We start from the raw sequence: 26,154 nt of genomic DNA on the forward strand, positions 1-26,154 counted from the left end.
CGGCAGGCGGTGTCGGTGCTCGCAGGTAGATTCGATTCGGGAGATGGGCCGCCCGCACGTGGCCCATGTGCCCGCAAGACCTACGACAGCAGGAGTGATTCGCGTGGATCGTGTCGCGCTGCGCGGCCTCAAGGCCCGCGGGCACCATGGCGTCTTCCCTCGGGAGCGCGAGGAGGGGCAGACCTTCATCGTGGACCTGGCGCTCGGCATCGACACCCGCCCCGCAGCGGCCGACGACGACCTGGCGAAGACCGTGCACTACGGCATCGTGGCGGAGGAGGTCGTCGCGGTCGTCGAGGGCGAGCCGGTCGACCTGATCGAGACACTGGCGGAGCGGATCGCGCAGCAGTGCCTCAAGCACGACGGCGTCGAGGAGGTCGAGGTGGTCGTGCACAAGCCGGACGCGCCGATCACGGTGCCCTTCGACGATGTGACCATCACGATCACCCGGAGCCGAGTATGACTGCGTTTTCTTCCTTCGGGGCGACGGACCCGACCGTGCAGCCGGTGCCCGCCTCCGTGGTGGAGCAGGTCGACGCGGCGGACGTCACGCTGTCCAATCCGAAACGGGCGGTGATCTCGCTCGGCTCGAACCTGGGCAACCGCCTGGAGACCCTGCAAGGCGCGATCGACGCGCTCGAGGACACTCCGGGACTGCGGGTCAAGGCGGTGTCGCCGGTGTACGAGACGGAGCCGTGGGGCGTCGAACCGGGCTCCCAGGCCTCGTACTTCAACGCGGTGGTCGTGATCAAGACGACCCTTCCGCCGTCCTCGCTGCTGGAGCGCGGCCAGGCCATCGAGGAGGCCTTCGACCGGGTGCGGGAGGAGCGCTGGGGTCCGCGGACGATCGACGTCGACATCGTGGCGTACGCGGATGTGGTCTCCGACGATCCGGCGCTGACGCTGCCCCATCCGCGGGCACATCAGCGGGCGTTCGTGCTCGCGCCCTGGTACGACGTGGAGCCGGAGGCTCAGCTTCCGGGCCGCGGGCCGGTCGTCGAGCTGCTGCGGGAGGTGGGCCAGGACGGCGTGCTTCCCCGGGCCGACCTGGAACTCCGTCTCCCCGAGTAGTCGTTGAACACTTGGGACACGGCCTCGGACACGGCCTCGGCAAGCAGGACAGGTGAAGGGCGGCTCACTCGGTGAAGCAACTACGGCTCGGTGTACTGGCCGGTCTCTTCATCGCGGCCGGGGTGCTGTCCTGGGGCGGCGCCCGCCTGTGGGAGTCGTTCGGCACACTCCCGAGCGTGCCGCTGGCCGCGCCGATCGTCCTGGCGGTGATCGCCGTCATCCTCACGGCGACGGCACTTTCGCTGCGCGCCCGTCTGAAGGCCCAGCGGGAGCGCCGCCCGGGAGCGAAGGGCGTGGAGCCGCTGATGGCGGCGCGCGCGGTGGTCTTCGGCCAGGCGAGCGCGCTGGTGGCGGCTCTGGTGAGCGGGATGTACGGCGGCACGGGCGTGTACCTGCTGGGCTCGCTCGACGTCCCGGCCCGCCGTGACCAGGCGATCTATGCGGGATTCGCGGTGGTTGCGGGGATCGCGGTGATAGCGGCGGCGTTCTTCCTGGAGCGGGTCTGCAAACTCCCCGAGGACGAGGACCAGGGCGGCACGGCGCACGTGTAGCGCCGTTCGGTCAGCGCGCCATGATCAGACTCATGGCCTCGTTGCGCGTCGCCGGGTGCCGCAGCTGGCCCCGGACCGCCGACGTGATCGTCTTCGCTCCCGGCTTCCGTACACCCCGCATCGTCATGCACATGTGCTCGCACTCCACGACCACGATCACACCGCGCGGCTCCAGGATCTCCATCAGCGAGTCCGCGATCTGCGTCGTCAGCCGCTCCTGGACCTGCGGCCGGCGCGCGAAGACGTCGACCAGGCGGGCCAGCTTGGACAGGCCGGTGATCTTCCCGTCGTTCGACGGGATGTAGCCGACGTGCGCGACGCCGTGGAACGGCACCAGGTGGTGCTCGCAGGAGCTCATCACCTCGATGTCCTTCACGAGCACCATCTCGTCGTGCCCGAGGTCGAACGTCGTGGTCAGGACCTCTTCCGGCTTCTGCCACAGCCCCGCGAATATTTCGCGGTAGGCCCGCGCAACCCGCGTCGGCGTCTCCCGCAGGCCCTCGCGGTCCGGGTCCTCCCCGACCGCGATGAGGAGCTCGCGCACGGCGTTCTCGGCCCGCTTCTCGTCGAACTCGCCGATCGTGCCTTCGCCGTCCAGCGTCACCGGGTCGGTCATTCTGTGCCTCGTTCCTCTTGCTTCAGGTCTTGCTCAGGCCGCTTTGGCCGACCTGCTGCGGTCTGCTCTGGCCTGCTGGCCTGCGGTCACACACGAATGCCGCGCCCTCCAGGCTAAAACCTGGGGGGCGCGGCATTCATTCCGGGCCCTGTGAACCAGAGCACGGGACGTGATCAGCTCTCCGGACGCTCCTCCGGGACCGCCTCGACGGCCGGAGTGGTGTCCGTAGGCACCGAGCCATTGGTACCGACGGCACCGTTGGTGAGCGCCAGTTCCTTCGGCGAGAGCACCGGCGGACGCGTGGAGGGCGTACGCCGCGTGGAGCCGGTCCACGCCGGGCGGGCCGGACGCTTCACGATCGGGGCGAAGATCTCGGCGATCTGCTCCTTGCCGAGGGTCTCCTTCTCAAGGAGCTGGAGAACCAGGTTGTCGAGAACGTCGCGGTTCTCGACCAGGATCTCCCAGGCCTCGTTGTGCGCCGTCTCGATGAGCTTCTTGACTTCTTCGTCGACCAGCGCCGCGACCTCTTCCGAGTAGTCCCGCTGGTGCCCCATCTCCCGGCCCAGGAAGGGCTCGGTGTTGTCGCCGCCGAACTTGATCGCGCCGAGCCGCTCGGTCATGCCGTACTGCGTGACCATCGCGCGGGCCGTGGTCGTGGCCTTCTCGATGTCGTTCGCGGCACCCGTGGTCGGGTCGTGGAAGACGAGCTCCTCGGCCGCGCGCCCGCCCAGCATGTAAGCAAGCTGGTCGAGCATCTCGTTGCGCGTCGTGGAGTACTTGTCCTCCTCCGGCAGCACCATGGTGTAGCCGAGCGCCCGGCCGCGGGACAGGATCGTGATCTTGTGGACCGGGTCGGAGTTCGGCGAAGCCGCCGCGACCAGGGCGTGTCCGCCCTCGTGGTACGCGGTGATCTTCTTCTCCTTGTCCGACATGATCCGGGTCCGCTTCTGCGGGCCCGCGACCACACGGTCGATCGCCTCGTCCAGGGCGTGGTTGTCGACCAGCTTCTTGTCGCTGCGCGCCGTGAGGAGCGCCGCTTCGTTCAGCACGTTCGACAGATCCGCGCCGGTGAAGCCGGGCGTACGACGGGCGACCGCGCCCAGGTCGACGTCCGGGGCGACCGGCTTGCCCTTCTGGTGGACCTTGAGGATCTCCAGACGGCCCTGCATGTCCGGCCGGTCGACCGCGATCTGCCGGTCGAAACGGCCCGGGCGCAGCAGCGCCGGGTCGAGGATGTCCGGCCGGTTCGTGGCGGCGATCAGGATCACGCCGCCCTTCACGTCGAAGCCGTCCATCTCGACGAGCAGCTGGTTGAGCGTCTGCTCGCGCTCGTCGTGGCCACCGCCGAGACCCGCACCACGGTGCCGGCCGACGGCGTCGATCTCGTCGACGAAGACGATCGCCGGAGCGTTCGCCTTGGCCTGCTCGAAGAGGTCACGCACCCGGGAGGCGCCGACACCGACGAACATCTCGACGAAGTCGGAGCCGGAGATCGAGTAGAACGGGACGCCCGCCTCGCCCGCGACGGCGCGTGCGAGCAGCGTCTTGCCGGTGCCGGGCGGGCCGTACAGCAGCACACCCTTCGGGATCTTGGCGCCGACGGCCTGGAACTTCGCCGGCTCCTGCAGGAATTCCTTGATCTCGTGGAGCTCCTCGACCGCCTCGTCGGCACCCGCCACATCGGAGAAGGTCGTTTTCGGAGTGTCCTTGGTAATCAGCTTGGCCTTGGACTTCCCGAAGTTCATGACTCGGGAGCCGCCGCCCTGCATCTGGTTCATCAGGAAGAGGAAGACCACGACGATGAGGACGAAGGGCAGCAGGGAAAGCAGCACCGAAACGAACGGGCTCTGCTTCGACGGCGAGACGGTGTAACCCTTCTCGATGTCACCGGCCTCGTACTTCGTCTGCAGCTTCTCGGCGAGGTCGGCGCCCTGGGTGCCGATGTAGCTCGCCTGAATCTTGTCGCTGCCCTTGACCTTCTGGCCGTCCTTGAGATCAACCTTGATGATCTGTTCGTCGCCAGTGGTCAGCTTGACCTGGTCGACCTGGTTTTTGTCGATCGCCTGGACGACCTCGCCGGTGTCCACCGTCTTGTAGCCGCCGGACGAGCCGACGACCTGCATCAACACGACCACGGCGAGGACGGCCAGCACGATCCACATGACCGGCCCACGGAAGTATCGCTTCACGTCCATCCATACGGAGCGGATTCGCCCCGTCCCTCCTGCCCGTAGTAAATGCTGCTGTGAGACTGCTCTGAATTTAAAGCTAACTGTTCTTCGGACGGTACCCCAGCATCGTCACCGCGACCGCACGGTACGGCTGACAAACCCGCCCTCCCATGCTCCAACGGCGGGAGAGCGGCTGTGGTTCCCGACAGGCTCAGCCGCCGTAAACGTGCGGCGCGAGCGTGCCGACGAAAGGCAGATTGCGGTACTTCTCCGCGTAATCCAGCCCATAGCCGACAACGAACTCATTCGGGATGTCGAACCCGATCCACTTCACGTCGATCGCGACCTTTGCGGCATCCGGCTTACGCAGCAGAGTGCACACCTCGAGGGACGCGGGTTCGCGCGATCCGAGGTTCGAGAGCAGCCACGAAAGCGTGAGTCCGGAGTCGATGATGTCCTCGACGATCAGGACGTGCCGGCCCTTGATGTCGGTGTCCAGGTCCTTGAGGATCCGTACGACACCGGAGGACTGGGTACCCGCGCCGTAGGACGACACCGCCATCCAGTCCATGGTGACGGGGGTGGACAGCGCACGCGCCAGGTCGGCCATCACCATCACGGCGCCCTTGAGGACACCGACGATGAGCAGATCCTTGTCCGCGTACTCCGCGTCGATCTTCGCGGCCAGCTCCGCCAGCTTCGCGTCGATCTCTTCCTTGGTGATGAGCACCGACTGGAGGTCGGTGCCCATGTCCTTCTCGTTCACGCGCCCGCTTTCTGTGTGCCTTGGGGGCGACTGCGTCAGCCTTGCCGAATGACCAGTCTGCCACCCTGCCGTACCGCCTCGACGCGGCCGGGCAGATTGATGGCCCCCTGGCCGCGCCAGCCGGTGATCAGCCGGTCGACCTCTTCGACGTGCCGGGCGAAGAGCGAACCGGCGGGCGCACCGGCCTTGATGACGGCCTTGCGCAGCACGCGGCGGCGGACGGCGGGAGGAAGCGCGTAGAGCTTGGCGCACTCGAGCCGGCCCGATTCGTCCCGTACGGTCGCGTCCGCGTCGGCGGCCCAGGTGTCCAGGGCATCGGCATCGTCGCGGGAGAGCTGTGCGGTGCGGGCCAGAGCCTCGACGACTCCTTTGCCGAGCGCCTTCTCCAGCGCGGGCAGGCCCTCGTGGCGCAGCCGGGAGCGGGTGTAGGCCGGGTCGGCGTTGTGCGGGTCGTCCCAGACGGGCAGCGACTGGGCCATGCACGCCTTGCGAGCGGTCTGCCGGTCGAGCTGGAGAAAGGGCCTGCGGTACCGGCCGGCCGCCCCCGAGACGGCCGCCATTCCGGACAGCGACCGGATCCCGGAGCCGCGGGCGAGACCCAGCAGGACGGTTTCCGCTTGGTCGTCGCGGGTGTGGCCGAGCAGCACGGAGCAGGCCCCGTGACGCTCCGCGGCGTCGTCCAGCGCTGCATAGCGGGCATCGCGTGCCGCGGCCTCGGGCCCGCCGTCGCGGCCGACCCGTACGGCGATGGCCTCGACAGGGTCCAGGCCGAGCGCGCCGAGGCGGGCGGCGACTTCGGTGGCGCGGAGGTCGGAGCCGTCCTGGAGGCCGTGGTCGACGGTGATGCCGCCGGCACGGACGGGCAGCTTGCGGGCCTCGAAGGCGAGGGCGGAGGCGAGGGCCATGGAGTCGGCGCCGCCGGAGCAGGCCACAAGCACGAGCGGCAGCTCATCGACGGGAGCGGCGGCGGAGGCGGAGGTCGTCGCGGAGAACTCGGCGGATGCGGAGTGCGCGAAGGCCGCGTGGCTCAGCGAGCGCGCGGCGCGTGCGGAGTGTTCGGTGAGTACGTCGTGGAGTACGCGGCGGACCGCCAGGCGTATCGCCGCGACCGCAGGATGGGGACCCATGTCCGGTGCCCTTCGTGAAGAGATTGGGGGGTGCCTCGGTCGGGAGTCGTAACGGAGGATCAGTCACAGCAGTCACTGAGAGTGCGTCGATGGTGACAGAACCGAGCCGTTACCCGAGCATTGCACGCCTACCCACCGCCTACGGTCCCTCGGATGGGTGATTACGGGGGCGTTCTCCTGCCGTCGTTCGCCCCTCGCTCACGACTCTGCTTTACGGTGCACCCTCGCGACCCAGTCCGCCGGTTTGGCGATCTCCGCCTTGGTGGGGAGTGTGTTCGGAGACGTCCAGACCCGGTTGAATCCATCCATACCGACCTCCTCCACGACCGAGCGAACAAAACGTTCGCCGTCGCGGTACTGCCTCAACTTGGCGTCCAGCCCCAGCAGCTTGCGCAGCGCCTGGTCGAGCCTGCTCGCCCCGCGCGCCCTGCGCTGCTGGAACTTCTCCCTGATCTCGGCGACCGACGGCACGACATCGGGTCCGACACCGTCCATCACAAAGTCGGCGTGCCCCTCCAGGAGCGACATCACCGCGGTCAGCCGGCCCAGGATCTCGCGCTGCGCCGGCGTCTGCACCAGCTCGACGATGGAGCGTCCGCTCTCGTCCTCCTCGCCCTCCGGACGGGCGCCGGACAGCGACTGCGCCGCCTCGCGGAAGCGTTCGAGCACCGTCATCGGGTCGACTTCGGTCTCGCCGAGAAATGACTGGATCTCGCCCTCGAGGTGGTCACGCAGCCACGGCACGCCGGTGAACTGCGTGCGGTGGGTCTCCTCGTGCAGACAGACCCAGAGCCTGAAGTCGTGCGGGTCGACTTCGAGTTCGCGCTCCACATGGACGATGTTCGGGGCCACCAGAAGCAGGCGTCCGCCGCCCCTGCCGTTCGTCTCGGACGGGTCCCCGGCCGGCATCTCCCGGGTGGCGGGCGCGAAAGTCTCGTACTGCCCGAGCACCCGCGAGGCCAGGAACGACAGCAGCATGCCCAGCTCCACGCCGGTGACCTTGCCGCCGACCGCGCCGAGCATCGCGCCGCCGGCGCCGCCCGGCCTGCGCTCCTGCATCTTCTCCAGCAGCGGTTTGAGCAGCTCGCGGAAGCCCGCGACGTTCGCCTTGACCCAGCCCGCCCGGTCCACGACGAGGACGGGGGTGTCCTGTGGCACATGGATTTCCGGGATCATCCGGGTGAAGCCCCGTACATGCTCTTCGGAGGCCTTGGCATGCCGGCGCAGCTCGGCGACGACGGCGCGCGCCTCGTCCCGGCTCACGTCGGGCCCGGGCCGCACAAAGCGGGTCGCGGTCGCCACTGCGAGGTTCCAGTCGACCATCTCGGCACCACCGATGCTCGTCATGCGTCAACCGTACGTGGTGGGCTCGCCAAGCGGTGAGGTGAAAACGACAGCCCTTTGGCCGGCCACCTCACGAGGCGAGCGCGGCGGCCAGCCTGTCCAGAGCCTGCTGCGCGGCTTCCTTGGACTGCGTGTTGCCGGTCAGAAAGGCAAAAGCGAGCAGGCGTCCGTCCGGGGTGACGACGGTGCCGGCCAGCGTGTTCACGCCGGAGAGCGTGCCGGTCTTGGCGCGTACGACACCGGTGCCGGGCGAGGTCTCCGTGTAGCGGGACTCGAGGGTGCCGCTGAATCCCGCGACCGGGAGGCCGGTGAGGACCGGGCGCAGTCCCGGGTGCGCGGGGTCGGCCGCGCGGGCCAGCAGGGCGGTGAGCAGCCGGGCGGAGAGCCGGTCGGCGCGGTCGAGTCCGCTGCCGTCGGCGAAGCGGGAACCCGCCAACGCCAGCTTCAGCCGCTTCAGTTGCCCGGTCACGGCCCGGCCGGCGCCCGCGAAGCTGGCCTCCTCGCCGTTCGCGATCGCGGTCTGGCGGGCGAGTGCCTCGGCGATGTCGTTGTCGCTGTCGGTCAGGGTCCGCTCGACCAGGGCCGAGAGCGGGGCCGAGAGGGCTGTGGCGACCGGGGCGGATCCGGCGGCGGGACGGCCGGCGGCGAGAGCGCCGGAGACCTTGATGCCGCGGTCGCCCAGCAGGCGTTCGAAGGCGCGGGCCGCGTCGCCCGCCGGGTCGAGGCTGCGGGCCGCGTAACCGGTGCTCTTGGGGTCGACCCTGCCCTCCGCGACCATCAGCGCGGTGACCGGCGCGAGGTTCGGGTTCCCCGCGCCGATGGGGTGGTGGGCCGGGCCCTTGTAGAGGGAGGTGTCGTACGCGAGACGTACGGCGGTGACTCCGCGGTCGCGCAGGGCGCGCGCCGTACGTTCGGCGAGCGCGCGCAGATCGGCCTCCTCCAGCGTCGGATCGCCGCCGCCGACCAAAGTGACCGTGCGGGCGTCCTTGGAGGCTACGACGGTGGTCGGGATGCGGTGGTCGGGGCCGAGTGCGGACAGGGCCGCGACCGAGGTGGCGATCTTGATGGTGGAGGCCGGGGTCATCAGGTCCACCGCGCCCCTCCCGTACAGCTCCCGGCCGGTCGCGAGGTCGACGACGGAGGCGGTGCGGACGGTGCCCAGCGCGCCGTCGCCGAGCAGTGGTTCGAGCTCGTCGGCGATTCGGCCGGCGAGCTCCTTGTCGACGTCGGCGGGCACGACCGCGGGCGCGGTGGCCGCGGCGGTCCGCGGAGCGCCGAGCGCGACGAGCACACCGGGGGCGCTGGGCGCGGGGGCCGGGCGCTTGGCCGCGGGCCTGTCGTGATGTGCGCCACCCACCGGCTCCTGTGCAGCGGCCCACTCTCTTTCGGCCTTACGCTGGCCGGAGTCCCAGGGACCGGCCGCGGCCACAGCCCCGGCAGCGAGGGCAAGGCCGACCACGGCGGAGCCTGCGGCGAGCTGCCACGTCCTGACCTCTGGCACCTCGCACCAGCCCCTTTCGCGATCACACATGTGCGTGAGGGACACTTAACCACCAGATGTATGTGTTGATCATGGAGGAGCCACCCGTGGAGTTCGACGTCACCATCGAGATCCCGAAGGGTTCGCGGAACAAGTACGAGGTGGACCACGAGACCGGTCGAATCCGCCTGGACCGTCGACTCTTCACCTCGACCAGCTACCCGGCCGACTACGGCTTCGTCGAGAACACCCTCGGTGAGGACGGCGACCCGCTGGACGCCCTGGTCATCCTTGACGAGCCCACTTTCCCCGGCTGCCTCATCAAGTGCCGCGCGATCGGCATGTTCCGGATGACCGACGAGGCGGGCGGCGACGACAAGCTGCTCTGCGTCCCGGCCTCCGACCCGCGCGTCGAGCACCTGCGCGACATCCACCATGTCTCCGAGTTCGACCGCCTGGAGATCCAGCACTTCTTCGAGGTCTACAAGGACCTGGAGCCCGGCAAGTCCGTCGAGGGCGCCAACTGGGTCGGCCGCACCGAGGCCGAGGCCGAGATCGAGGCCTCCTACAAGCGCCTCGAGGCGCAGGGCGGCGCTCACTGAGCTCCCGTCCGGTCGCGGCCGCCAGGCCGCTGAGCTGCTCTTACGGGCGGTGCACCCGCGGGTGCACCGCCCGTTGTGCGTGCGGTCACGCGGTCGTGCCCATACTGAGCTGACACGTCGACACAAGAGGGAGCGAGGCAGCACGTGGTGCCGGAAGCGGAGGGTCCGGAAGACCGGAAGCCTCAGTCCGACGAGGCGCACAGCGCCTTCACCCCGCCGCCCGGGGTCGGTCAGCCGGACGTTCCCGAAGAGGACCATCCGTCCTCGGAGTTCGCCGTTCCGGCCGGGATCGGCACCGAAGGGCCGGCCGAGCCGGAAGGTTCCGCTTTCGCACCGCCCCGCACCTACAGCGCCAAGAGCTCGCCGCCCGCCTTCACGCCCGCGCACGGCATCCCGGCGGTCCGGCTGACCAAGGACGCCCCGTGGCAGGACCGGATGCGGGCGATGCTGCGGATCCCGGTCGGCGAGCGGCCGGTGCCGGAGGCCGTGCAGCGGACCGAGGAAGGCGGGCCCGCCGTACCGCGCGTGCTGGACCTGACGCTGCGTATCGGCGAACTGCTGCTCGCCGGCGGCGAGGGCGCCGAGGACGTCGAGGCGGCCATGTTCGCCATCTCGCGCTCGTACGGCCTCGACCGCTGCGAACCGACCGTCACGTTCACGCTGCTGTCGATCACCTACCAGCCGTCGCTGGTCGACGACCCGGTCACGGCGAACCGGACCGTACGCCGCCGGGGCACCGACTACACCCGGCTCGCCGCCGTGTACCGGCTGGTGCAGGACATCAGCTCGGAAGAGATCGACGTCTCGCTGGAAGAGGCCTACCGGCGTCTCGCGGAGATCCGCCGCAACCGGCACCCCTACCCCGGCTGGACCCTGACCCTGGCCGGCGGACTGCTGGCGGGCGCGGCTTCCGTGCTGGTCGGCGGCGATGTGCTGGTGTTCCTTGCGGCGGCGGTCAGCGCGATGCTCGGCGACCGGCTGGCCTGGCTGTGCGCGGGCCGCGGGCTCCCGGAGTTCTACCAGTTCGTGGCGGCGGCCATGCCGTCGGCCGCGATGGGCGTGGCGCTGACGCTGTCGCCGCTGGACGTGCGCGCCTCCGCGGTGATCACCGGCGGCCTGTTCGCGCTGATCCCGGGGCGGGCGCTGGTCTCCGGCGTACAGGACGGTCTGACCGGCTTCTACATCACCGCCGCCGCCCGGCTGCTGGAGGTCGGCTATCTGGTCGTCGGCATCGTCATCGGCGTGCTGAGCGTGCTGTATCTGGGGCTGGCGCTGGACGCGGGCCTCAATCCGGAGACCGCCATCCACAGCGTGGAGCGGCCGGTCATCCAGACGCTGGCGGCGATGGCGCTGTCGCTGTGCTTCGCCGTGATGCTGCAGCAGGAGCGGGACACCGTGCTGCTGGTGACGCTGAACGGCGGAGTCGCCTGGGTGGTGTACGGCGCGCTCGCCGACACCGCGAACGTCCCGCCCGTCGCCGCCACGGCCGCGGCCGCCGGTCTGGTCGGCCTGTTCGGCCAGGTGCTCTCGCGCTACCGGTTCGCCTCGGCACTGCCGTATGTCACCGCCGCGATCGGACCGCTGCTGCCCGGCAGTGCGACGTACTTCGGGCTGCTCGAGATCGCCAGAAACGATCTGAACGCGGGACTCGCCTCACTGTCCAAGGCCGCCGCGCTGGCGCTGGCGATCGCGATCGGCGTGAACCTGGGCGGCGAGATCTCCCGGCTGTTCCTCAGGGTGCCGGGCGCCGAGGGCCCACCCGCCCGCCGCGCGGCCAAGCGGACCCGCGGCTTCTAGCGGTTCTGCCGTTTCCGCCGGTGTCCAGCGGTTTCTGCCGTACGCGTACGAGCGCGGGCGGGCTCAGCGCTTGGCGTGGCGGCCGCGCTGGGCCGGCGGGATCTCGGTGCCCGGCCCCTCGTCGGACGCTGCCTGCTTCTTGTTCTTCGAGCGGGCCCGCAGGAACTCGATCACGATCGGCAGCACCGAGATCAGCACGATCAGGATCAGGATCGACTCGATGTGCGCATGCACGAAGTCGATCTTGCCGAGCCCGGCGCCCAGCAGCGTGACGCCCGCGCCCCACAGCACGCCGCCGATGACGTTGAAGGTGATGAACGAGCGGTAGTTCATCCGGCTCACACCGGCGATGATCGGCGTGAACGTCCGGACGATGGGCACGAAGCGGGCCAGCACCAGCGACTTGGGACCGTACTTCTCGAAGAAGTCGTGCGCCTTCTCCACGTTCTCCTGCTTGAAGAGCCGGGAGTCGGGTCGCTTGAACAGCGCGGGGCCGACCTTGCGTCCGAAGAGATAGCCGACCTGGTCACCGATGATGGCCGCGAGTACGACGAGCAGACAGACCAGCCACAGGGGATAGTCCAGCTTGTTGGTCGTCACCAGCAGGCCAGTGGTGAACAGCAGCGAGTCACCCGGCAGGAAGAAGCCGATGAGCAGACCGGATTCGGCGAACACGATGACCAGGACCCCGATGAGGCCGAACGTCCCGATCAGATAGTCCGGGTCCAGCCAGCTCGGTCCGAGCGCAAGGGTATTCACGAGGTCCGGGCTCCTGAGTCGATAGGTCGGTCGATCGTCGATCGCCATGGTCGTCGGCGTGGTCGGCCGCCCAAAGTTATCAACGGATCGCGACGGTTCCACGTTCCACCGGTCTGCTCAGGATGCACTGTGCCCGCGCTGGGACAAAGCTGTGCGTCAAAGACCCCGGCTCAGCAGCACGGAAGGTGGATTCGGATGGGCATCGAGGAGTACGGCGGCGGACAGGGACCGCAGTCCAATGTGCTGGTCGTCACCACGAACGACGTACCCGGCTATCAGGTGCAACAGGTCATCGGCGAGGTCTTCGGGCTCACCGTGCGATCCCGGCATCTGGGCAGCCAGATCGGCGCGGGCCTGAAGTCGATGGTCGGCGGCGAGCTGAAGGGCCTCACCAAGACCCTCGTCGAGACCCGCAACCAGGCCATGAAGCGGCTGGTCGAACAGGCTCAGTCGCGTGGCGCCAATGCCGTGCTGATGTTCCGCTTCGACGTGTCGGAGGCGGCGGATATGGGCACGGAGGTCTGCGCATACGGCACGGCGGTCGTCATCGCGCGTACGTGAGGCAGCACACGTGAGGCGGACGGGCTCGCTCCCGTTGCAGGAGGTGCCAGCCGGTATGAGCCTGAGAGCTGGGCACCGACAGCCCCCGGCGAGGAAGGCGGCGAGTTGATGGCACTCCACAAAGGTGCGGAGGACGCATCCGCGGACCGGGAGCGGGAGCTCTCGGTCAACCCCTTCTACGCGGCTGCCGACCCGGTCAGCGGAATGACGACGGCCCCGCCGAAGCACCACCTCCCGGACGGCCCGATGCCGCCCATGCCTGCGTACCAGCTGGTCCATGACGAGCTGATGCTCGACGGCAACGCCCGGCTCAACCTCGCCACCTTCGTCACCACCTGGATGGAGCCGCAGGCGGGGGTGCTGATGGCGGAGTGCCGGGACAAGAACATGATCGACAAGGACGAGTACCCGCGCACCGCAGAGCTGGAGCGGCGCTGTGTGGCGATGATCGCCGACCTCTGGAACGCGCCGGACCCGTCCACCGCCGTCGGCTGCTCGACCACCGGCTCCAGTGAGGCCTGCATGCTCGCCGGGATGGCGCTCAAGCGCCGCTGGGCGCAGCGCAACGCGGACCGCTATCCGGCGAGCGCCCGGCCCAACCTCGTCATGGGCGTGAACGTGCAGGTCTGCTGGGAGAAGTTCTGCAATTTCTGGGAGGTCGAGGCGCGTCTTGTCCCGATGGAGGGCGAACGCTTCCACCTCGATCCGCAGGCGGCCGCCGATCTCTGCGACGAGAACACCATCGGAGTAGTGAGCGTGCTCGGGTCCACCTTCGACGGGTCGTACGAGCCCGTCTCCGAGGTCTGCGCCGCGCTGGACGCCCTTCAGGAGCGTACGGGCCTGGATATCCCCGTCCATGTGGACGGGGCGTCCGGTGCGATGGTCGCGCCCTTCCTCGACGAGGACCTCGTCTGGGACTTCCGGCTGCCGCGGGTCAAGTCGATCAACACCTCGGGGCACAAGTACGGCCTGGTCTTCCCCGGGGTCGGCTGGGCGCTGTGGCGCTCGCCCGAGGAACTGCCCGAGGAACTGGTCTTCCGGGTCAACTATCTGGGCGGTGACATGCCGACGTTCGCCCTGAACTTCTCCCGGCCCGGCGCTCAGGTCGTCGCGCAGTACTACACCTTCGTGCGGCTGGGCCGGGACGGCTACCGGGCCGTCCAGCAGGCCTCCCGGGACATCGCCTGCGGGCTCGCCGACCGGATCGGGGCGATGAACGAGTTCCAGCTCCTCACCCGTGGCAACGAGTTGCCCGTTTTCGCGTTCACCACCGCGCCGGACGTGAAGAGCTTTGACGTCTTCGACGTCTCACGACGCCTGCGCGAACGCGGCTGGCTGGTGCCCGCGTACACCTTCCCGGCCAACCGCGAGGATCTCTCCGTACTGCGTGTGGTGATCCGCAACGGCTTCTCCTCCGACCTCGGCGAGCTGCTGCTCCAGGACCTCACCCAGCTGCTGCCGGAACTGCACCGCCAGGATCACCCGTTGAGCGACGAGACGGGAAAGCCGACAGCGTTCCACCACTGACCGGCAGGACCGTCTCCATCGCTCACCGTGAGGACGTTCTCAGTGGTTGAGCCGCCTGAACCGGCCCACCGCCAGCGGGAAGAAGATCCCGACCAGCACCACCGGCCACACCACCGCCATCAGCTGCGCATGATCCGCCGCCCATGACCCGTCCGCCACGCCCGAGATGCCGGAAAGCTCCCGCACCGAAGTGGCCGTCGCCGAAATCGGGTTCCACTCGACCGCCGCGCCCAGCCAGTCCGGCATCGACGTCGGCGCGGCAAAGGCGTTGGAGAGAAAGCCGATCGGCCAGACCAGGATCTGCACCGCCTGCACCATCTCCGGCTTGCCCGCCACCATCGCCAGATGGATCCCGATCCACAGCATCGCGAACCTCAGCAGGAGCAGCAGCCCCACCGCCCCCAACAGCGCGCCGAATCCGCCGTTCCAGCGCCAGCCGATCGCATGGCCGACCGCGATCATCACGACCAGGCCGAGCGCCGACTGGAGCATGTCCGCCGCACTCCGGCCCACCAGCACCGCCGAGTCCGCCATCGGCATCGACCTGAACCTGTCGATGACACCCTTGCCCAGGTCCTGAGTGACCGCCAGCATCGTCGCCTCGAGCCCGAAGGCCATCGTCAGCGCGAGCATGCCCGGCACGAGGAAACCGACGTACGCACCTTCGACGCCGCGCCCGCCGCCGATCAGATAGCCGAACATCAGCAGCAGCATGACCGGGAAGACCAGGCCGACGACGACCTGCACGGGCTGCCGCGCCCAGTGGGCGAGTTCACGCCGCGTCATGGTCCATGAGTCGGTCAGTACGTACGTACTCACACCGCCACCTCCTCGGTGAACCCCGCGACAGCACCCTGGGCCGAATCCTCGGCCGCGCCTTCGGTCGCACCTTCGGCCGAATCCTTCGTCAGATGCAGAAAGACCTCGTCGAGCGTCGGCCGCCGCAGCGCGATGTCCTCCGCCTCGATCCCGGCCGCCTCCAGCGCCCGTACCGTCTCCGTCAGCGCCGCCATCCGGTCGCTGACCGGCGCGCTGACCAGCCGCCGGTCCTCGTCCACGGACGCGTCCCCGGGCAGCAGCGCGGCCGCCCGCGCCAGGTCCGACGCGGCGTGCACCACCACGTCGATCCGGTCGCCGCCGAGCTTCGCCTTCAGCTCGTCGGCGGTGCCGTCCGCGACGACCCGCCCGGAGTCGATCACCGAGATCCGGTCTGCCAGCTGGTCGGCCTCCTCCAGATACTGCGTGGTCAGCAGGACGGTCGTGCCGCCGCCGACCAGTGAGCGCACCGAGTTCCACACCTCGGCTCGCCCGCGCGGGTCCAGCCCGGTCGTCGGCTCGTCCAGGAACAGCACCTCCGGCTCCGTGATCAGCGAGGCGGCGAGATCCAGCCGCCGGCGCATGCCGCCGCTGTACTGCTTGACCGCCTTGCTTCCGGTGTCCGTGAGGCCGAACCGCTCCAGCAGTTCGTCCGCCCGCGCCCCGGCCCGCCGCGCGCCCAGATGGTGGAGCCGGCCGAACATCTCCAGGTTCTGCCGCCCGCCGAGCTCCTCGTCGACGGCCGCATGCTGCCCGAGCAGCCCGATCCGCTGCCGTACCTTGGCCGCCTCGGTCCGTACGTCGTGCCCGGCGACGCGCACCAGGCCTTCGTCGTGCCGCAGCAGCGTCGCCATGATGCGAACCGCGGTGGTCTTGCCGGCGCCGTTGGGCCCGAGCACTCCGTGCACGGTGCCGTGCGCCACCGCCAGGTCCAGTCCGTCCAGAGCCCGCTTCTCCCCGTACCGCTTCCGTGCGCCCTCGACGACGATCGCGTCCGTCATTCGTCTCCTCCAGCACCTTCGTGGCGGCCGCCGGGCCACCTTGTAGTCAAACTTGACTACAGGATCGAAAGTAATCCAGGCTCCGCGATTAGTCAAACTTGATTAGCGAGCGCGAAAGCCCGGCTAGCCCTGATCTCCCTCATGCGGCACACCGGTCGCGTACGGGTTCTCCTCGCCCTCGCCCAGCACGCCGACGAACGGTTCCCCCTCCCCCGCGAAGGTGTACGCCCCGCCCTCGATCCGCCGGATCAGGCCACGCGTCCACTCCGCGCCGAAGTCCGCGGAGCCGATCCACATGTCCATGATTTCGCCGATGTGGCCGATCGACTCGGGCCCCTCCTCCGGCGTGTAGTACTCGGTCACCGTGGACCGCCACTCCTCCAGGCCGCGTACCCGTTCCTTCAGCAGCGCCACGGCCTCCTCACGCGTCAGGTCGACGATGAAGCCGATGCCCGCCGAGAGCACATCCATCTTCTGGTCGTAGCCCGTCAGCGACTCCCGCAGGAGCTGGAAGAACTCCTCCGTGCCCTTCTCGGTGATCTCGTACTCGGTGCGCGGCGGCCCGCCGGCCGTGGACGGCGCGATCTCATGGGCGTGCAGCAGTCCCTGCTTCGCCATCTGCTTCAGCGCGTGATAGATCGAGCCGGGCTTGGCGTTGGACCACTCGTGCGCGCCCCAGAACTCCAGGTCGTTGCGGACCTGGTAGCCGTGTGCCCGCCCGTGCTGGCGCACGGCCCCGAGGACCAGCAGCCGGATCGCTGACATCCGCACACCTTTCTATTCAACTTTGACTAGAGTACCTGGCATGGCCGAGAAGACGATCCCGATCCTGCCGTGCCAGACCCTCCAGCCGGTGCTCGACTTCTACACCGCGCTCGGGTTCGACGTGACCTTCCAGCAAAAGAGCCCCAATCCCTACGCCGTCGTCGAGCGCGGCGGCATCGAGCTGCAGTTCTTCGGCAGCAAGCAGTACGACCCCGCCGCGTCGATCAGCACCTGCTACGTCGTCACGGACGACGTGGACACGCTGTACGAGACCTTCCGGACCGGACTGAAGGCAGCGTACGGAAGGATCCCGAACCGCGGTCTTCCGCGGATCGGGCCGCTCAAGGACATGTCGTACGGCGTGCGGCAGTTCCTGATGACCGATCCCGGCGGCAACTGCATCCGCGTCGGTCAGCCGACCAGCGACGACATGAGCCATCGACCGGCCCCCAAGGAGACCTTCGCCCGCGCCCTGCACATGGCGACGCTCTTCGCCGACTCGAAGGAGGACCTCCAGGGGGCCGCGAAGATCCTGGACCGTGCACTCGGCCTGGAGGACGAGCGGCCCACGCCCGAACAGCTCGTCCGGCTGCTGGAGTTGCGCGCGGAGGTCGCGGAGCGGCTCTACGACGACGAAACGGCGGCCCGTCTGCGTGCACGGGCCGCCGGTTCAAAAATCGAGGAGGCTTAGCCTCACCGGTCAGGGGTCTAGCCCCAACTCTCGCCGCGCTCCATCGCCACCAGCTCGAACGCGCCCTTGCCGTCCAGCGATTCGCGGATGATGTCCGCGTGGCCCGCGTGCCGGCCGATCTCCTCCACCAGGTGCAGCAGCAGCCAACGCATGGACACCGCACCGTCCTTGGGGAACCACGGCGCCTCGGGCAGCGGGAAGGTGTCGTCGAGACTGGGCACGGAGGCGATGAACGCCTCGGTCTCCTTGGCGACCGACTCCCAGAACGCCAGCATGTCCGGGATCGACTCGCCACCGACCAGGCGGAAACTGTCGGACCAGGTCGCTTCGGTGCGCGCCTTCTCGTTCGGCTGCTGCTGGGCCATCCGCAGCCAGTTCAGCTCGGCCTCGGCCACATGCTTGACCAGCCCGGAGAGCGTGAGCTCGCTGGCGCTCGGACGGCTCGCCGCCTGCTCCTCGGTCAGGCCGAGGACCGAGCGGCGGATCGCACCGCGCTGCGCCTCGACGAAGGAGAGGAGCGCGCCGCGCTCGTCGCCGTGGGCCTCTGCGGGAACGTGAGTGACCATGGTGTCTGCCTTCCGGGCCTGGGTGCCGCCGTCCTGACACCACTCAAACTACGGACCCTTGCGGTCAGGTTCTGTCCGCAAGGGTCCGGGAGCCGCACACTTTTCGGCTGTCAGAACGGGAACCTCGAGCGGCCGTGCTGCACCGAGATCCACTTCTGCGTGGTGAACGCCTCGATCATCGACTCGCCGTTCAGCCGTCCGCTGCCGGAGTGCTTCTCGCCGCCGAAGGGGACGATCGGCTCGTCGTGCACCGTGCTGTCATTGATGTGGATCATGCCGGTGTTGATCCGCTGCGCGACCCGCACACCCCGCTCGATGTCCGCGGTGTGCACCGCGCCGCTCAGACCGTACGGAGTGTCGTTGGCGATCCTGACCGCCTCGTCCTCCCCGTCGAACGGCACGATCAGCGCCACCGGGCCGAAGATCTCCTGGCCCAGCACCGGCGAGTCCGTCGCGATGCCGGTCAGCACCGACGGCGAGACGAGGTTGCCCTCGGAGCCGCCGTGCAGCAGCGCGGTCGCGCCGGCCTCCACCGTCTGGTCGACGAGCGAGGTGACGGCGTCCGCCTGCTGCGAGTTGATGAGCGGGCCGATGTGGGTCGTCGGGTCCGCCGGGTCGCCGACCTTGAGCGTGCGCACCTTGGCGACGAACTTCTCGGAGAACTCCTTCTCGACCTTCCGGTCCACCAGCACGCGGTTGGCGGCCATGCAGACCTGGCCCTGGTGCACGTACCGGCTGAAGACCGCGGCGTCCACCGCGTAGTCGATGTCCGCGTCCTCGAGCACGATCAGCGCGCTGTTGCCGCCCAGTTCGAGGATGGCGCGCTTGAAGTTGGCCGCGCAGACGGTGGCGACGTGCCGCCCGACCTTGTCGGAACCGGTGAAGGAGATCGCCTTCGGCACCGGGTGCTCGATCAGCGCGTCACCTATCTCGGCTATGTCCGTGATCACCACGTTCAGCAGCCCGGCGGGCAGTCCGGCTTCCTCGAAGATCTTGCCGACCAGCGCTCCGCCGCAGATCGGCGTGTTCTGGTGCGGCTTGAGCACCACCGCGTTGCCGAGCGCGAGCGCGGGCGCGACCGACTTGATCGACAGCAGGAACGGGAAGTTGAAGGGGCTGATGACACCGACGACGCCGACCGGCAGCCGGTAGACGCGGTTCTCCTTGCCGTCGACCGGCGAAGGAAGGATCCGGCCCTCGGGCCGCAGCGCCAGCTGCACCGCCTCGCGCAGGAACTCCTTGGCGAGGTGCAGCTCGAAGGCGGCCTTCAGACGCGTGCCGCCGAGCTCGGCGATGATCGCCTCGGTGATCTCCTGCTCACGGTCCTCGATGATCCGCAGCGCGCGCTCGAACACCACACGCCGGCTGTACGGATTGGTCTCGCCCCAGGCGACCTGCGCCCGCTCGGCGGCGCGGTAGGCCTGGTCGACCTCGGCCGCCGTGGCGACGGGTATGGAGGCCAGCTTCTCCCCGTCGTACGGGTTGAAATCGATGATGTCCCAGGAGCCGCTACCAGGCCTCCACTCGCCATCGATGTACTGGTGGGCCAGCTCGGTGAAGAAGGACATGTGATCCGATTCCTAACTCAGAAGCAGATGCCTGACGTCGCGTCATCGTACTTGTGTTTTATGTGAGTTGGAGCAGACCACGGAGAACGTCCCGGCTCTCGGCAGGATCCGGGCTGTCCTCCTGGAGGCGCTTCATCACCCTTTCGTACTGGGCGACTTCCTCCCGCTTGTCGAGGTACAGGGCGCTGGTGAGCTGCTCCAGATAGACGATGTCCGACAGGTCGGACTCCGGGAAGCGCAGCATGGTGAAGGCGCCGCTCTCGCCCGCGTGCCCGCCGAAGCTGAACGGCATCACCTGCAGGGTGATGTTGGACTGCTCGGAGACGTCGATCAGATGGCGCAGCTGACCCTGCATCACGGCCCGGTCGCCGTACGGCCGGCGCAGCGCGGCCTCGTCGAGGATCGCGTGCAGCTGCGGCGCGCGCTCCGAGACCAGGATCTTCTGCCGCTCCAGACGGAGCGCGACCCGGCGGTCGATCTCGGCCCGCGGCGCGTCGGGCATGCCCCGGGCGACGACCGCGTGGGCGTACGACTCGGTCTGCAGCAGGCCGTGTACGAACTGGACTTCATAGATCCGGATGAGCGAGGCCGCCCCCTCCAGACCTACATATGTCTGAAACCAGCCCGGCAGGACATCGCCATAGGTGTGCCACCAGCCGGCCACGTTCGACTCTTTGGCCAGGCCGAGCAAGGGTCCGCGCTCCGTGTCGTCGGAGACTCCGTAGAGAGTCAGCAGATCCTCGACGTCCCTGGCCTTGAAGCTCACCCGTCCCAACTCCATGCGGCTGATCTTGGATTCGGATGCGCGGATCGAGTAGCCGGCCGCCTCACGGGTGATGCCGCGCGATTCGCGCAGTCGCCTCAGCTGCGAGCCCAACAGGATGCGCCGCACTACGGACCCGCCTCCCGGCCCTTCGGCCCACGACTCGCCTGCAGTCACGACTCCAACCCTCCCTATCCATGGCCGTCCATACGTCTTCGCCTACAGCCTGAGGCACCCCCGCATCCTCAAGTGCCGGATTCTGCCACCAAAACGCTTCAGCCCGTACTCATTCGGTTACAGAAATGAGAAGCCCTTGGGAAGGGGCGCGAAAGAGATCGTGGGAAGAAATGAGCAAGAACCGTCGCGTGATCGGACAGAACCGGCGCGTGCACGTGCATCTGCCCTTGCATCTGCTCTACGCATTCGGAACCATGGTCCTCACGCACCTGCGTGCTCGTTCGTGTTGTAGCGTCACAGCCGCGATTCCTGGGAGTGCCTCGCATGGGGACGAATGGATCGACCATGCTCGAGCCGTTACGGCAGGGGCTTCCCCCCATCGAGCCCGCAGCGGTCTCCAGCTCGGCCTCGTGCTCTCTGCCCGCACGCTACGAAGCGGTGCGCGGGGCGCGCCAGTTCACCAAGTCGACGCTCACCCAGTGGGATCTCGGCGACCGCTTCGACGATGTCGCGCTGGTCGTCTCCGAACTCGTCACCAACGCTCTGCGGCACGCCCTGCCCGAGGACGCTCCGCGGGAGATACAGGAACCGCCCGTTCGGCTGCACTTGATGCGCTGGACGAACCGGCTCGTCTGTGCGGTGCGGGATCCGAGCCATGAAAGCCCCGGGGCGTCCGTCGACAGCGACGGCGCCCCTTTTCCTGACCCCTGTGGCACCGCCGAGTCGGGCCGGGGTCTGTTTCTGGTGGACTCCTTCAGCGACAGCTGGGGGTGGCACCCGCTCGCCGGATCGCTGCACGGCAAGGTCGTGTGGGCGTTGTTCCGGCTGAGCTAGGCCTTCGGGGGAAGGCCTACGGGTCGAGCAGGCCCGCCGGAAAACCGGCGGGCCGCTCCCCGGGAATGCGCTGTCGGGCGATCGGCCCACGCGCTCGAGGCGGGCTAGGCGCCCGCGATCAGATGGTCGAACTCGCCGTCCTTGACGCCCAGAAGCAACGCTTCTATCTCGGCAGGCGTATATACGAGTGCGGGACCGTCCGGGTGCCGCGAGTTGCGCATGGCGACGTTCCCGCTCGGCAGCTTGGCGAACTCCACACACGAACCCTGCGAGTTGCTGTGTCTGCTCTTCTGCCAGACGACCCCATGGAGCTCCGTGGCCGCCATGCCGTTGTACGCGTGGTGCACGAGCCGCTCCCGGGTGACAAGGTGCATGTGTCAACTGTCCCGGATCATAGCTCTGTTCAAATGCAGATGCATGAGCGATTGCACGGGCAGATGCACGTGCACGCGGTGTTGTCCCTTGGTTACAGCTTCGCCAGCGTTTCCTGCAGCGCGACGAGTACCTGTGAACGCCAGCCACCGCCCATGATCTTGTGCGCCATCAGCTGAGCCGGGTCGTCAGGATCGAATCCTTCGTGCACAAGGAAGAGACGTGTGCCGCGCCCTTCTGGCTCCAATGTCCAGGTGATTGTCCAATCCGCGCTGGTCGGACCGCCCATGGCATCGGCCCAGCGGACCTTGAGCATGCGCTCGGTCTCGTATCCGAGCACTTCGGCCTCGACGGCGCCGGAGAAGTTGGTGTTGGGCCGCGGCACCGAGGTCATCGTGTACCGATGGCCCACCAGGAGCCGGAAGTCGCCAGGCATCAGCCACTGGGCGATCAGCTCGGGCTCGGTCGGGGCGCGCCGGACTTTCGCGGGCGAATGGGGCAGGAAGTGGTCGACCCGGATGGTCGTGAGGTCTTCGTCACCTTCAAGATCGCGCCGGTGGTCAGGCCGCCGGTCATCGGGCTCGTACGGGAACGTCATGACTCATCGTCGGGCATACGGTCCAGAAGCTCGCCGAGCCCCTTGAACCTGTCGCGCCAGAACCGCTCGTACGGATGGAGCCAGTCCTGCACCTCGGCGAGCGGGGCGGCCTCCAGACGGTAGATCCGCTGCCGGCCCGAACGCTCCTCGGAGACCAGACCGGCCTCCCGCAGCACCTTGAGATGCTCCGAGAGGCTCGGCCGGCGCATGTCGAAGTGGTCGGCGATGGCCTGCACGGCCTGCGGGCCGTCCTCGCGCAGGAGCCGCAGCACTTCGCGTCGGGTGGTGTTCGCGAGCGCGGCGAAGACGCGGTCCTCTTCCGTCTCGCGTCCCACCTCGCGCACATCGGTGGCAGCCATCGCCGTTCTACCGGCCTTCCTACTCGGGTCGCTCGGTCACTCGGTCGCTTCCGTGAGCAGCATCAGACCGTTGCCGTCCGGGTCCTTGAAGGCGGCCATCCGCCCCCACGGGAGGTCGTCCGGCCCGTCCACGGCCACGCCGGCCGCGGCGAGTTTCGCGCAGTCCGCGTCGACATCGGTCGTCACCAGCATGATCCCCTGCGCTGAACCGGGGGTGAAGCCGCCCATACCGGGACCGGAAAGGGTGAACACGGTCTGGGCTCCGGCCGGGGCGACCTGCAGCCAGCGGCCGGGCGGCATCTGCCGGTCGACGGTGACGTCGAAGCCAGTGCTCGTCACCGCGGCCGCGGATCTTGCCGCGGCGTGCGGAAGTCCTCCTGGTAGCTTGGCGCGGTCTTGAAACCGACAAGGGGGACAGTCACGTGCACAAGCGCGTACGTACGGTGCGTACTTCGGCCGCCGCGGCCGCTCTGGCGGCCTTTTTCGTACTGACCGGCTGCGGCAGCGACGACAGCGGCGACACGTCGAAGGACTCGGCCACGACCGCGCCCACGGAAGCGGGCAAGGGCGACGCGGCCGCGAACGGCGACATCGAGGGCGCCTGGACCGGCGAGTCCGACGGCAAGAAGGTCGACCTGGCGGTCACCGGCAAGAAGGCGGTCCTCGTCGCCGACGGCCACGCCTGCACCGGCGATGTGACGGAGATGGGCGGCGAGCCGATGCTCTCGCTCAAGTGCGCCGACGGGAACACGGACCGGACGATGGGCTCGATCGAGTCCAACGACGGCAAGACGCTGGTGATCTCATGGGACGCGGGAGCGAAGGACACGCTCACGAAGTCGGCCTCGGGCAAGCTGCCGGAGGGCCTGCCGACGGGTCTGCCGACGGACCTCCCGACGCCCTGACACCTTGACAGCCTGACGCACGGCATCGCCAACGGGCCGCGGACCTCCAGGGGTTCGCGGCCCGCCGTCGTTCCAGAAACACTGGGCTTTCAGGTTCCCGTCAGGAAGGCAGCTTCTTGTGGCCGGGCAATTCGGCGCCGGCCGCCGCCGAGCGGCCGTGGGTCCAGCCGGATTCGTCGGTGGCTCCGCGGACGCGGGTGGTCGTCGTCTCGGGGAACATCTCGTCCGCGCGGGAGCTGACCGCGACGTCGCGGGAGGCGAGGACCGGGAGCAGGTCGTCCGGGGTCGGCACGCTCCGGGTCGCGGCGGCGAGGCGGTCGCCGAGGTGGCTCGCGTAGGCCATCAGGAAGGACTGGCGGAAGGTCTTCGTGCGCTTGCGGCCGGCCGCGCGCTGGGTCGCCTCCGCGCGCGTCATCGCCGTCGTGCCCTGGACCAGCAGTGACGTGTAGAGGAGCTCGACCGCCTCCAGGTCGCTCTCGAAGCCGACGACCGTGGAGAAGCCGAAGGCGCTGTTCCAGACCGCGCGGCAGCGGTTCGCGGAGGCCACGGCGTCGAGGAGGATCGCCTTCGCGGTCTCGTACGGCGCGTCCACGCCGATCCGGCAGGCGGCCGGCGCGTCCTTCGCGTGCGTGCGGTGTGCGAGTGCCGCCTCGTCGACGCTGTGGCGGGCCATCAGCTCCTGCGCCTTGGCGGTGAGCGCCTCCGCCTCCTCCGGGTAGCCGGTGGCCTCCGCCTTGGCGAGCAGCGCGCGTATCCGCGTGAGCATGCGCGGTTCGTGCGGGGACGGCGGGGCGCTGAGGGCTGTGCCCGGCGGCGGGCCGACCGGTTCGATCGCGGGCAGGCGGGCCAGCAGGCGGTAGAGCTCGAGTACGGCGGTGGCGTACGAGAAGCGGTCTGCGCGCCACTGTGGCGTCTCCAGCTCGTCGAGCTGCGCCCGCCAGCGCGGAGCGAGGTGCGTGTACTGCTTCGTCTCGGCGGAGATCAGGACGGAGACCAGCCGCACATGGTGTTCGTCGAGATCGCGCCGTACGAGCCGGACGACGTCGGCCGGCTGCCAGCCCCGCTCCCAGGCGCGGCGTACGAACTCCTCACCGCGCCGGGCCAGTTGACCGTCCGCTTCCGGGGCCGCGGCGAGGAGGGATGCCGCCGCGTCGAGCGCCGCGTCGTCCTCGGAGTACAGCACCCCCGCGAGCGCCTCATCGACCCTGCTCACGTCCGCTCTCCCTGTGCCGCCCGGGCCCCCGACGGGGGCGTACCTGCCTTGATCGACTCGCAGTCACTCTCGCGCACCCCTGCACGCCGGGGAGAAACCCGCTCTGCGCACACGGCACAGATTCATCATCGCCGTGCCGGTGCTCACGCCGACGCCGGGGGCGCCGGTCAGGGCGCGACGACAGCCGGCCGTCGTGTCCGGTGGGCTCCCGCCTCCGGACGCGGCCGTCAGCTGTCGCCGCCCTCGTCGATCAGGCGGCGCACCTCGCGGTCGACCAGGCCCAGGCGGGCCTCCGCGACCAGAGGGACCGAGCGGCGCTGGCGGCGGGCCTCGTGGGCGTCGATGTCGATCGTGACCAGGGCCGGTTCCCACTTCGGGGCCTGCGCCACCACGTTGCCGCGCGGGTCGACGACGCGTGAACCGCCCCAGAAGGACGCGCCGTTCTCGTTGCCGACCCGGTTCACGAACACGACCCAGCACTGCAGCATCCGGGCCGTGTAGGACAGCAGGCTGTCCCAGTACAGGCCGGTGTCCATTGCCTCCGGATCGAGGCTGGCCGCGCTGTTCGCGGGGACGAGCAGGACCTCGGCACCGTCCTGGACCGCGAGCCAGGGCAGCACCGGCTGCCATGCGTCGTTGCAGACGAGCGTGGCGGCCCGGCCGCGGCCGAGCGGCAGGTCGTAGGCGCGCAGCGACTGGCCCGGGCTGACGTGCTTGCGTTCCTCCCAGGCGAGGTAGTTGGGCAGGTACAGCTTCCGGTGCGCGTGCAGCAGTTCCCCGTCGCGGTAGTACGCGCTGGTGTTGTACGCCCGCAGGCGGGTGTGCTCGTGGAAGCCGACCACCACGTCCGTACCGAGCGTCCCCAGCTCCAGCAGCCGCGGATCGCGCGCCTCCACCGAGGCGTCCCGGTGCAGCGCGCCCAGGTGGTAGCCGTGCAGGTTCAGCTCCGGGAAGACGACGAGATCGGAGCCCTGTGCCGCGGCCTGCTCGATCTGCTCGCGGGCCGTCTCGAGATTCTGGTCCACCTCGCCCAGTACGCAGTCGGTCTGTGCCATTGCCACTCGCATGGACCAAGCCTCGCAGCGGCACGGCGACGGGGCACCCCGAGGCGGGCCCGTCCGGAGACGGGCCCGCCGGGCGACAGCCGGGCGACG

The 26,154-nt window shown here is 69.0% G+C and carries 29 protein-coding genes; 10 read left to right on the forward strand and 19 right to left on the reverse strand.

Going from position 1 to position 26,154, the window contains the following annotated elements:
- The first annotated feature begins 103 nt into the window (after positions 1–103).
- From folB to ACH4YL_RS03520, 3 genes are all read left to right on the forward strand, one after another.
- Positions 104–463: a dihydroneopterin aldolase gene (gene folB, locus ACH4YL_RS03510; protein ID WP_398504424.1), complete on the forward strand. Its 360-nt coding sequence runs from the start codon at positions 104–106 to the stop codon at positions 461–463.
- Complete coding sequence (gene folK / locus ACH4YL_RS03515; protein WP_398504426.1) at positions 460–1,071, forward strand: 2-amino-4-hydroxy-6-hydroxymethyldihydropteridine diphosphokinase; 612 nt, start codon at positions 460–462, stop codon at positions 1,069–1,071. The genes folB and folK overlap by 4 nt, the downstream gene beginning before the upstream one ends.
- Before the next feature lie 71 nt (positions 1,072–1,142).
- Positions 1,143–1,622 carry a DUF3180 domain-containing protein gene (locus ACH4YL_RS03520; RefSeq protein ID WP_398504428.1) on the forward strand — a complete coding sequence of 160 codons (480 nt, stop codon included), beginning with the start codon at positions 1,143–1,145 and terminating at the stop codon, positions 1,620–1,622.
- 10 nt (positions 1,623–1,632) lie between these two features.
- Here the strand turns inward: ACH4YL_RS03520 and folE are convergent, their stop codons facing one another.
- The 6 genes from folE to dacB all read right to left on the reverse strand — a co-directional run bounded on the left by folE (position 1,633) and on the right by dacB (position 9,177).
- Entirely contained in the window at positions 1,633–2,238 is a 606-nt protein-coding gene (gene folE / locus ACH4YL_RS03525) for a GTP cyclohydrolase I FolE (RefSeq protein ID WP_398504430.1), read from the reverse strand.
- A gap of 173 nt (positions 2,239–2,411) precedes the next feature.
- Complete coding sequence (gene ftsH / locus ACH4YL_RS03530) at positions 2,412–4,433, reverse strand: ATP-dependent zinc metalloprotease FtsH (protein ID WP_398504432.1); 2,022 nt, start codon at positions 4,431–4,433, stop codon at positions 2,412–2,414.
- A gap of 187 nt (positions 4,434–4,620) precedes the next feature.
- The gene (gene hpt / locus ACH4YL_RS03535; RefSeq protein WP_398505576.1) at positions 4,621–5,160 is read right to left on the reverse strand and encodes a hypoxanthine phosphoribosyltransferase; all 540 of its coding nucleotides are present in this window, start codon (positions 5,158–5,160) and stop codon (positions 4,621–4,623) included.
- Between the two features lie 50 nt (positions 5,161–5,210).
- On the reverse strand, positions 5,211–6,302 hold the full coding sequence (gene tilS, locus ACH4YL_RS03540) for a tRNA lysidine(34) synthetase TilS (protein ID WP_398504434.1): 1,092 nt from the start codon (positions 6,300–6,302) through the stop codon (positions 5,211–5,213).
- A gap of 198 nt (positions 6,303–6,500) precedes the next feature.
- A complete protein-coding gene (locus ACH4YL_RS03545) occupies positions 6,501–7,649 on the reverse strand; it encodes a zinc-dependent metalloprotease (RefSeq protein ID WP_398504435.1) in 1,149 nt (382 codons plus the stop codon).
- Between the two features lie 67 nt (positions 7,650–7,716).
- Positions 7,717–9,177 (reverse strand): D-alanyl-D-alanine carboxypeptidase/D-alanyl-D-alanine-endopeptidase, encoded by a 1,461-nt coding sequence (gene dacB, locus ACH4YL_RS03550; RefSeq protein ID WP_398504436.1) that lies wholly within the window; start codon positions 9,175–9,177, stop codon positions 7,717–7,719.
- Between the two features lie 56 nt (positions 9,178–9,233).
- Here dacB and ACH4YL_RS03555 point away from each other — a divergent pair, with 56 nt between their 5' ends.
- Positions 9,234–9,728 carry an inorganic diphosphatase gene (locus ACH4YL_RS03555; protein ID WP_108151010.1) on the forward strand — a complete coding sequence of 165 codons (495 nt, stop codon included), beginning with the start codon at positions 9,234–9,236 and terminating at the stop codon, positions 9,726–9,728.
- Positions 9,729–9,872: 144 nt separating this feature from the next.
- A complete protein-coding gene (locus ACH4YL_RS03560; RefSeq protein ID WP_398504438.1) occupies positions 9,873–11,525 on the forward strand; it encodes a threonine/serine exporter ThrE family protein in 1,653 nt (550 codons plus the stop codon).
- A gap of 63 nt (positions 11,526–11,588) precedes the next feature.
- On the opposite strand, the gene ACH4YL_RS03565 is transcribed toward ACH4YL_RS03560, so the two are convergent.
- Positions 11,589–12,284, reverse strand: coding sequence for a DedA family protein (locus ACH4YL_RS03565; protein ID WP_398504440.1), 696 nt, complete (start codon positions 12,282–12,284; stop codon positions 11,589–11,591).
- Positions 12,285–12,479: 195 nt separating this feature from the next.
- On the opposite strand from ACH4YL_RS03565, the gene ACH4YL_RS03570 reads away from it, so the two are divergent.
- Both ACH4YL_RS03570 and ACH4YL_RS03575 read left to right on the forward strand, forming a co-directional pair.
- Positions 12,480–12,845 carry a YbjQ family protein gene (locus ACH4YL_RS03570; protein WP_398504442.1) on the forward strand — a complete coding sequence of 122 codons (366 nt, stop codon included), beginning with the start codon at positions 12,480–12,482 and terminating at the stop codon, positions 12,843–12,845.
- A 108-nt stretch (positions 12,846–12,953) separates the two neighbouring features.
- Positions 12,954–14,372 (forward strand): glutamate decarboxylase, encoded by a 1,419-nt coding sequence (locus tag ACH4YL_RS03575; RefSeq protein ID WP_398504444.1) that lies wholly within the window; start codon positions 12,954–12,956, stop codon positions 14,370–14,372.
- A gap of 39 nt (positions 14,373–14,411) precedes the next feature.
- Here the strand turns inward: ACH4YL_RS03575 and ACH4YL_RS03580 are convergent, their stop codons facing one another.
- The 3 genes from ACH4YL_RS03580 to ACH4YL_RS03590 form a co-directional block, all read right to left on the reverse strand.
- A complete protein-coding gene (locus tag ACH4YL_RS03580; protein ID WP_398505578.1) occupies positions 14,412–15,158 on the reverse strand; it encodes an ABC transporter permease in 747 nt (248 codons plus the stop codon).
- A gap of 29 nt (positions 15,159–15,187) precedes the next feature.
- Positions 15,188–16,189, reverse strand: coding sequence for an ATP-binding cassette domain-containing protein (locus ACH4YL_RS03585; protein ID WP_398504446.1), 1,002 nt, complete (start codon positions 16,187–16,189; stop codon positions 15,188–15,190).
- A 123-nt stretch (positions 16,190–16,312) separates the two neighbouring features.
- Entirely contained in the window at positions 16,313–16,954 is a 642-nt protein-coding gene (locus ACH4YL_RS03590) for a PadR family transcriptional regulator (RefSeq protein ID WP_398504448.1), read from the reverse strand.
- 40 nt (positions 16,955–16,994) lie between these two features.
- On the opposite strand from ACH4YL_RS03590, the gene ACH4YL_RS03595 reads away from it, so the two are divergent.
- A complete protein-coding gene (locus ACH4YL_RS03595; protein ID WP_398504450.1) occupies positions 16,995–17,645 on the forward strand; it encodes a bleomycin resistance protein in 651 nt (216 codons plus the stop codon).
- Positions 17,646–17,662: 17 nt separating this feature from the next.
- Here ACH4YL_RS03595 and ACH4YL_RS03600 read toward each other — a convergent pair whose 3' ends face one another.
- The 3 genes from ACH4YL_RS03600 to ACH4YL_RS03610 all read right to left on the reverse strand — a co-directional run bounded on the left by ACH4YL_RS03600 (position 17,663) and on the right by ACH4YL_RS03610 (position 20,719).
- Positions 17,663–18,211: a DinB family protein gene (locus ACH4YL_RS03600; RefSeq protein ID WP_398504452.1), complete on the reverse strand. Its 549-nt coding sequence runs from the start codon at positions 18,209–18,211 to the stop codon at positions 17,663–17,665.
- Between the two features lie 110 nt (positions 18,212–18,321).
- Complete coding sequence (locus tag ACH4YL_RS03605; RefSeq protein WP_398504454.1) at positions 18,322–19,779, reverse strand: aldehyde dehydrogenase family protein; 1,458 nt, start codon at positions 19,777–19,779, stop codon at positions 18,322–18,324.
- Between the two features lie 58 nt (positions 19,780–19,837).
- The gene (locus ACH4YL_RS03610; protein WP_398504456.1) at positions 19,838–20,719 is read right to left on the reverse strand and encodes a helix-turn-helix domain-containing protein; all 882 of its coding nucleotides are present in this window, start codon (positions 20,717–20,719) and stop codon (positions 19,838–19,840) included.
- A 324-nt stretch (positions 20,720–21,043) separates the two neighbouring features.
- On the opposite strand from ACH4YL_RS03610, the gene ACH4YL_RS03615 reads away from it, so the two are divergent.
- A complete protein-coding gene (locus ACH4YL_RS03615) occupies positions 21,044–21,553 on the forward strand; it encodes an ATP-binding protein (protein ID WP_398504458.1) in 510 nt (169 codons plus the stop codon).
- A 104-nt stretch (positions 21,554–21,657) separates the two neighbouring features.
- Here the strand turns inward: ACH4YL_RS03615 and ACH4YL_RS03620 are convergent, their stop codons facing one another.
- The 4 genes from ACH4YL_RS03620 to ACH4YL_RS03635 all read right to left on the reverse strand — a co-directional run bounded on the left by ACH4YL_RS03620 (position 21,658) and on the right by ACH4YL_RS03635 (position 23,221).
- The gene (locus ACH4YL_RS03620; RefSeq protein WP_398505580.1) at positions 21,658–21,900 is read right to left on the reverse strand and encodes a DUF397 domain-containing protein; all 243 of its coding nucleotides are present in this window, start codon (positions 21,898–21,900) and stop codon (positions 21,658–21,660) included.
- Between the two features lie 119 nt (positions 21,901–22,019).
- Positions 22,020–22,523 (reverse strand): SRPBCC domain-containing protein, encoded by a 504-nt coding sequence (locus ACH4YL_RS03625; RefSeq protein ID WP_398504459.1) that lies wholly within the window; start codon positions 22,521–22,523, stop codon positions 22,020–22,022.
- A complete protein-coding gene (locus ACH4YL_RS03630) occupies positions 22,520–22,882 on the reverse strand; it encodes an ArsR/SmtB family transcription factor (protein WP_398504461.1) in 363 nt (120 codons plus the stop codon). Before ACH4YL_RS03630 ends, ACH4YL_RS03625 begins: the two co-directional genes overlap by 4 nt.
- Before the next feature lie 36 nt (positions 22,883–22,918).
- Positions 22,919–23,221 carry a VOC family protein gene (locus ACH4YL_RS03635; protein ID WP_398504463.1) on the reverse strand — a complete coding sequence of 101 codons (303 nt, stop codon included), beginning with the start codon at positions 23,219–23,221 and terminating at the stop codon, positions 22,919–22,921.
- A gap of 83 nt (positions 23,222–23,304) precedes the next feature.
- Between ACH4YL_RS03635 and ACH4YL_RS03640 the strand changes: the two genes are divergently transcribed.
- Positions 23,305–23,787 (forward strand): hypothetical protein, encoded by a 483-nt coding sequence (locus ACH4YL_RS03640; protein WP_398504465.1) that lies wholly within the window; start codon positions 23,305–23,307, stop codon positions 23,785–23,787.
- Between the two features lie 100 nt (positions 23,788–23,887).
- On the opposite strand, the gene ACH4YL_RS03645 is transcribed toward ACH4YL_RS03640, so the two are convergent.
- Positions 23,888–25,000, reverse strand: a complete 1,113-nt coding sequence (locus ACH4YL_RS03645) for a DUF2786 domain-containing protein (protein WP_398504467.1) — start codon at positions 24,998–25,000, stop codon at positions 23,888–23,890.
- A 227-nt stretch (positions 25,001–25,227) separates the two neighbouring features.
- On the reverse strand, positions 25,228–26,067 hold the full coding sequence (locus ACH4YL_RS03650; RefSeq protein ID WP_398504469.1) for a nitrilase-related carbon-nitrogen hydrolase: 840 nt from the start codon (positions 26,065–26,067) through the stop codon (positions 25,228–25,230).
- Between the last annotated feature and the right edge of the window lie 87 nt (positions 26,068–26,154).

Source organism: Streptomyces sp. NPDC020681 (assembly GCF_044334895.1).
Classification (GTDB): Bacteria; Actinomycetota; Actinomycetes; order Streptomycetales; family Streptomycetaceae; genus Streptomyces.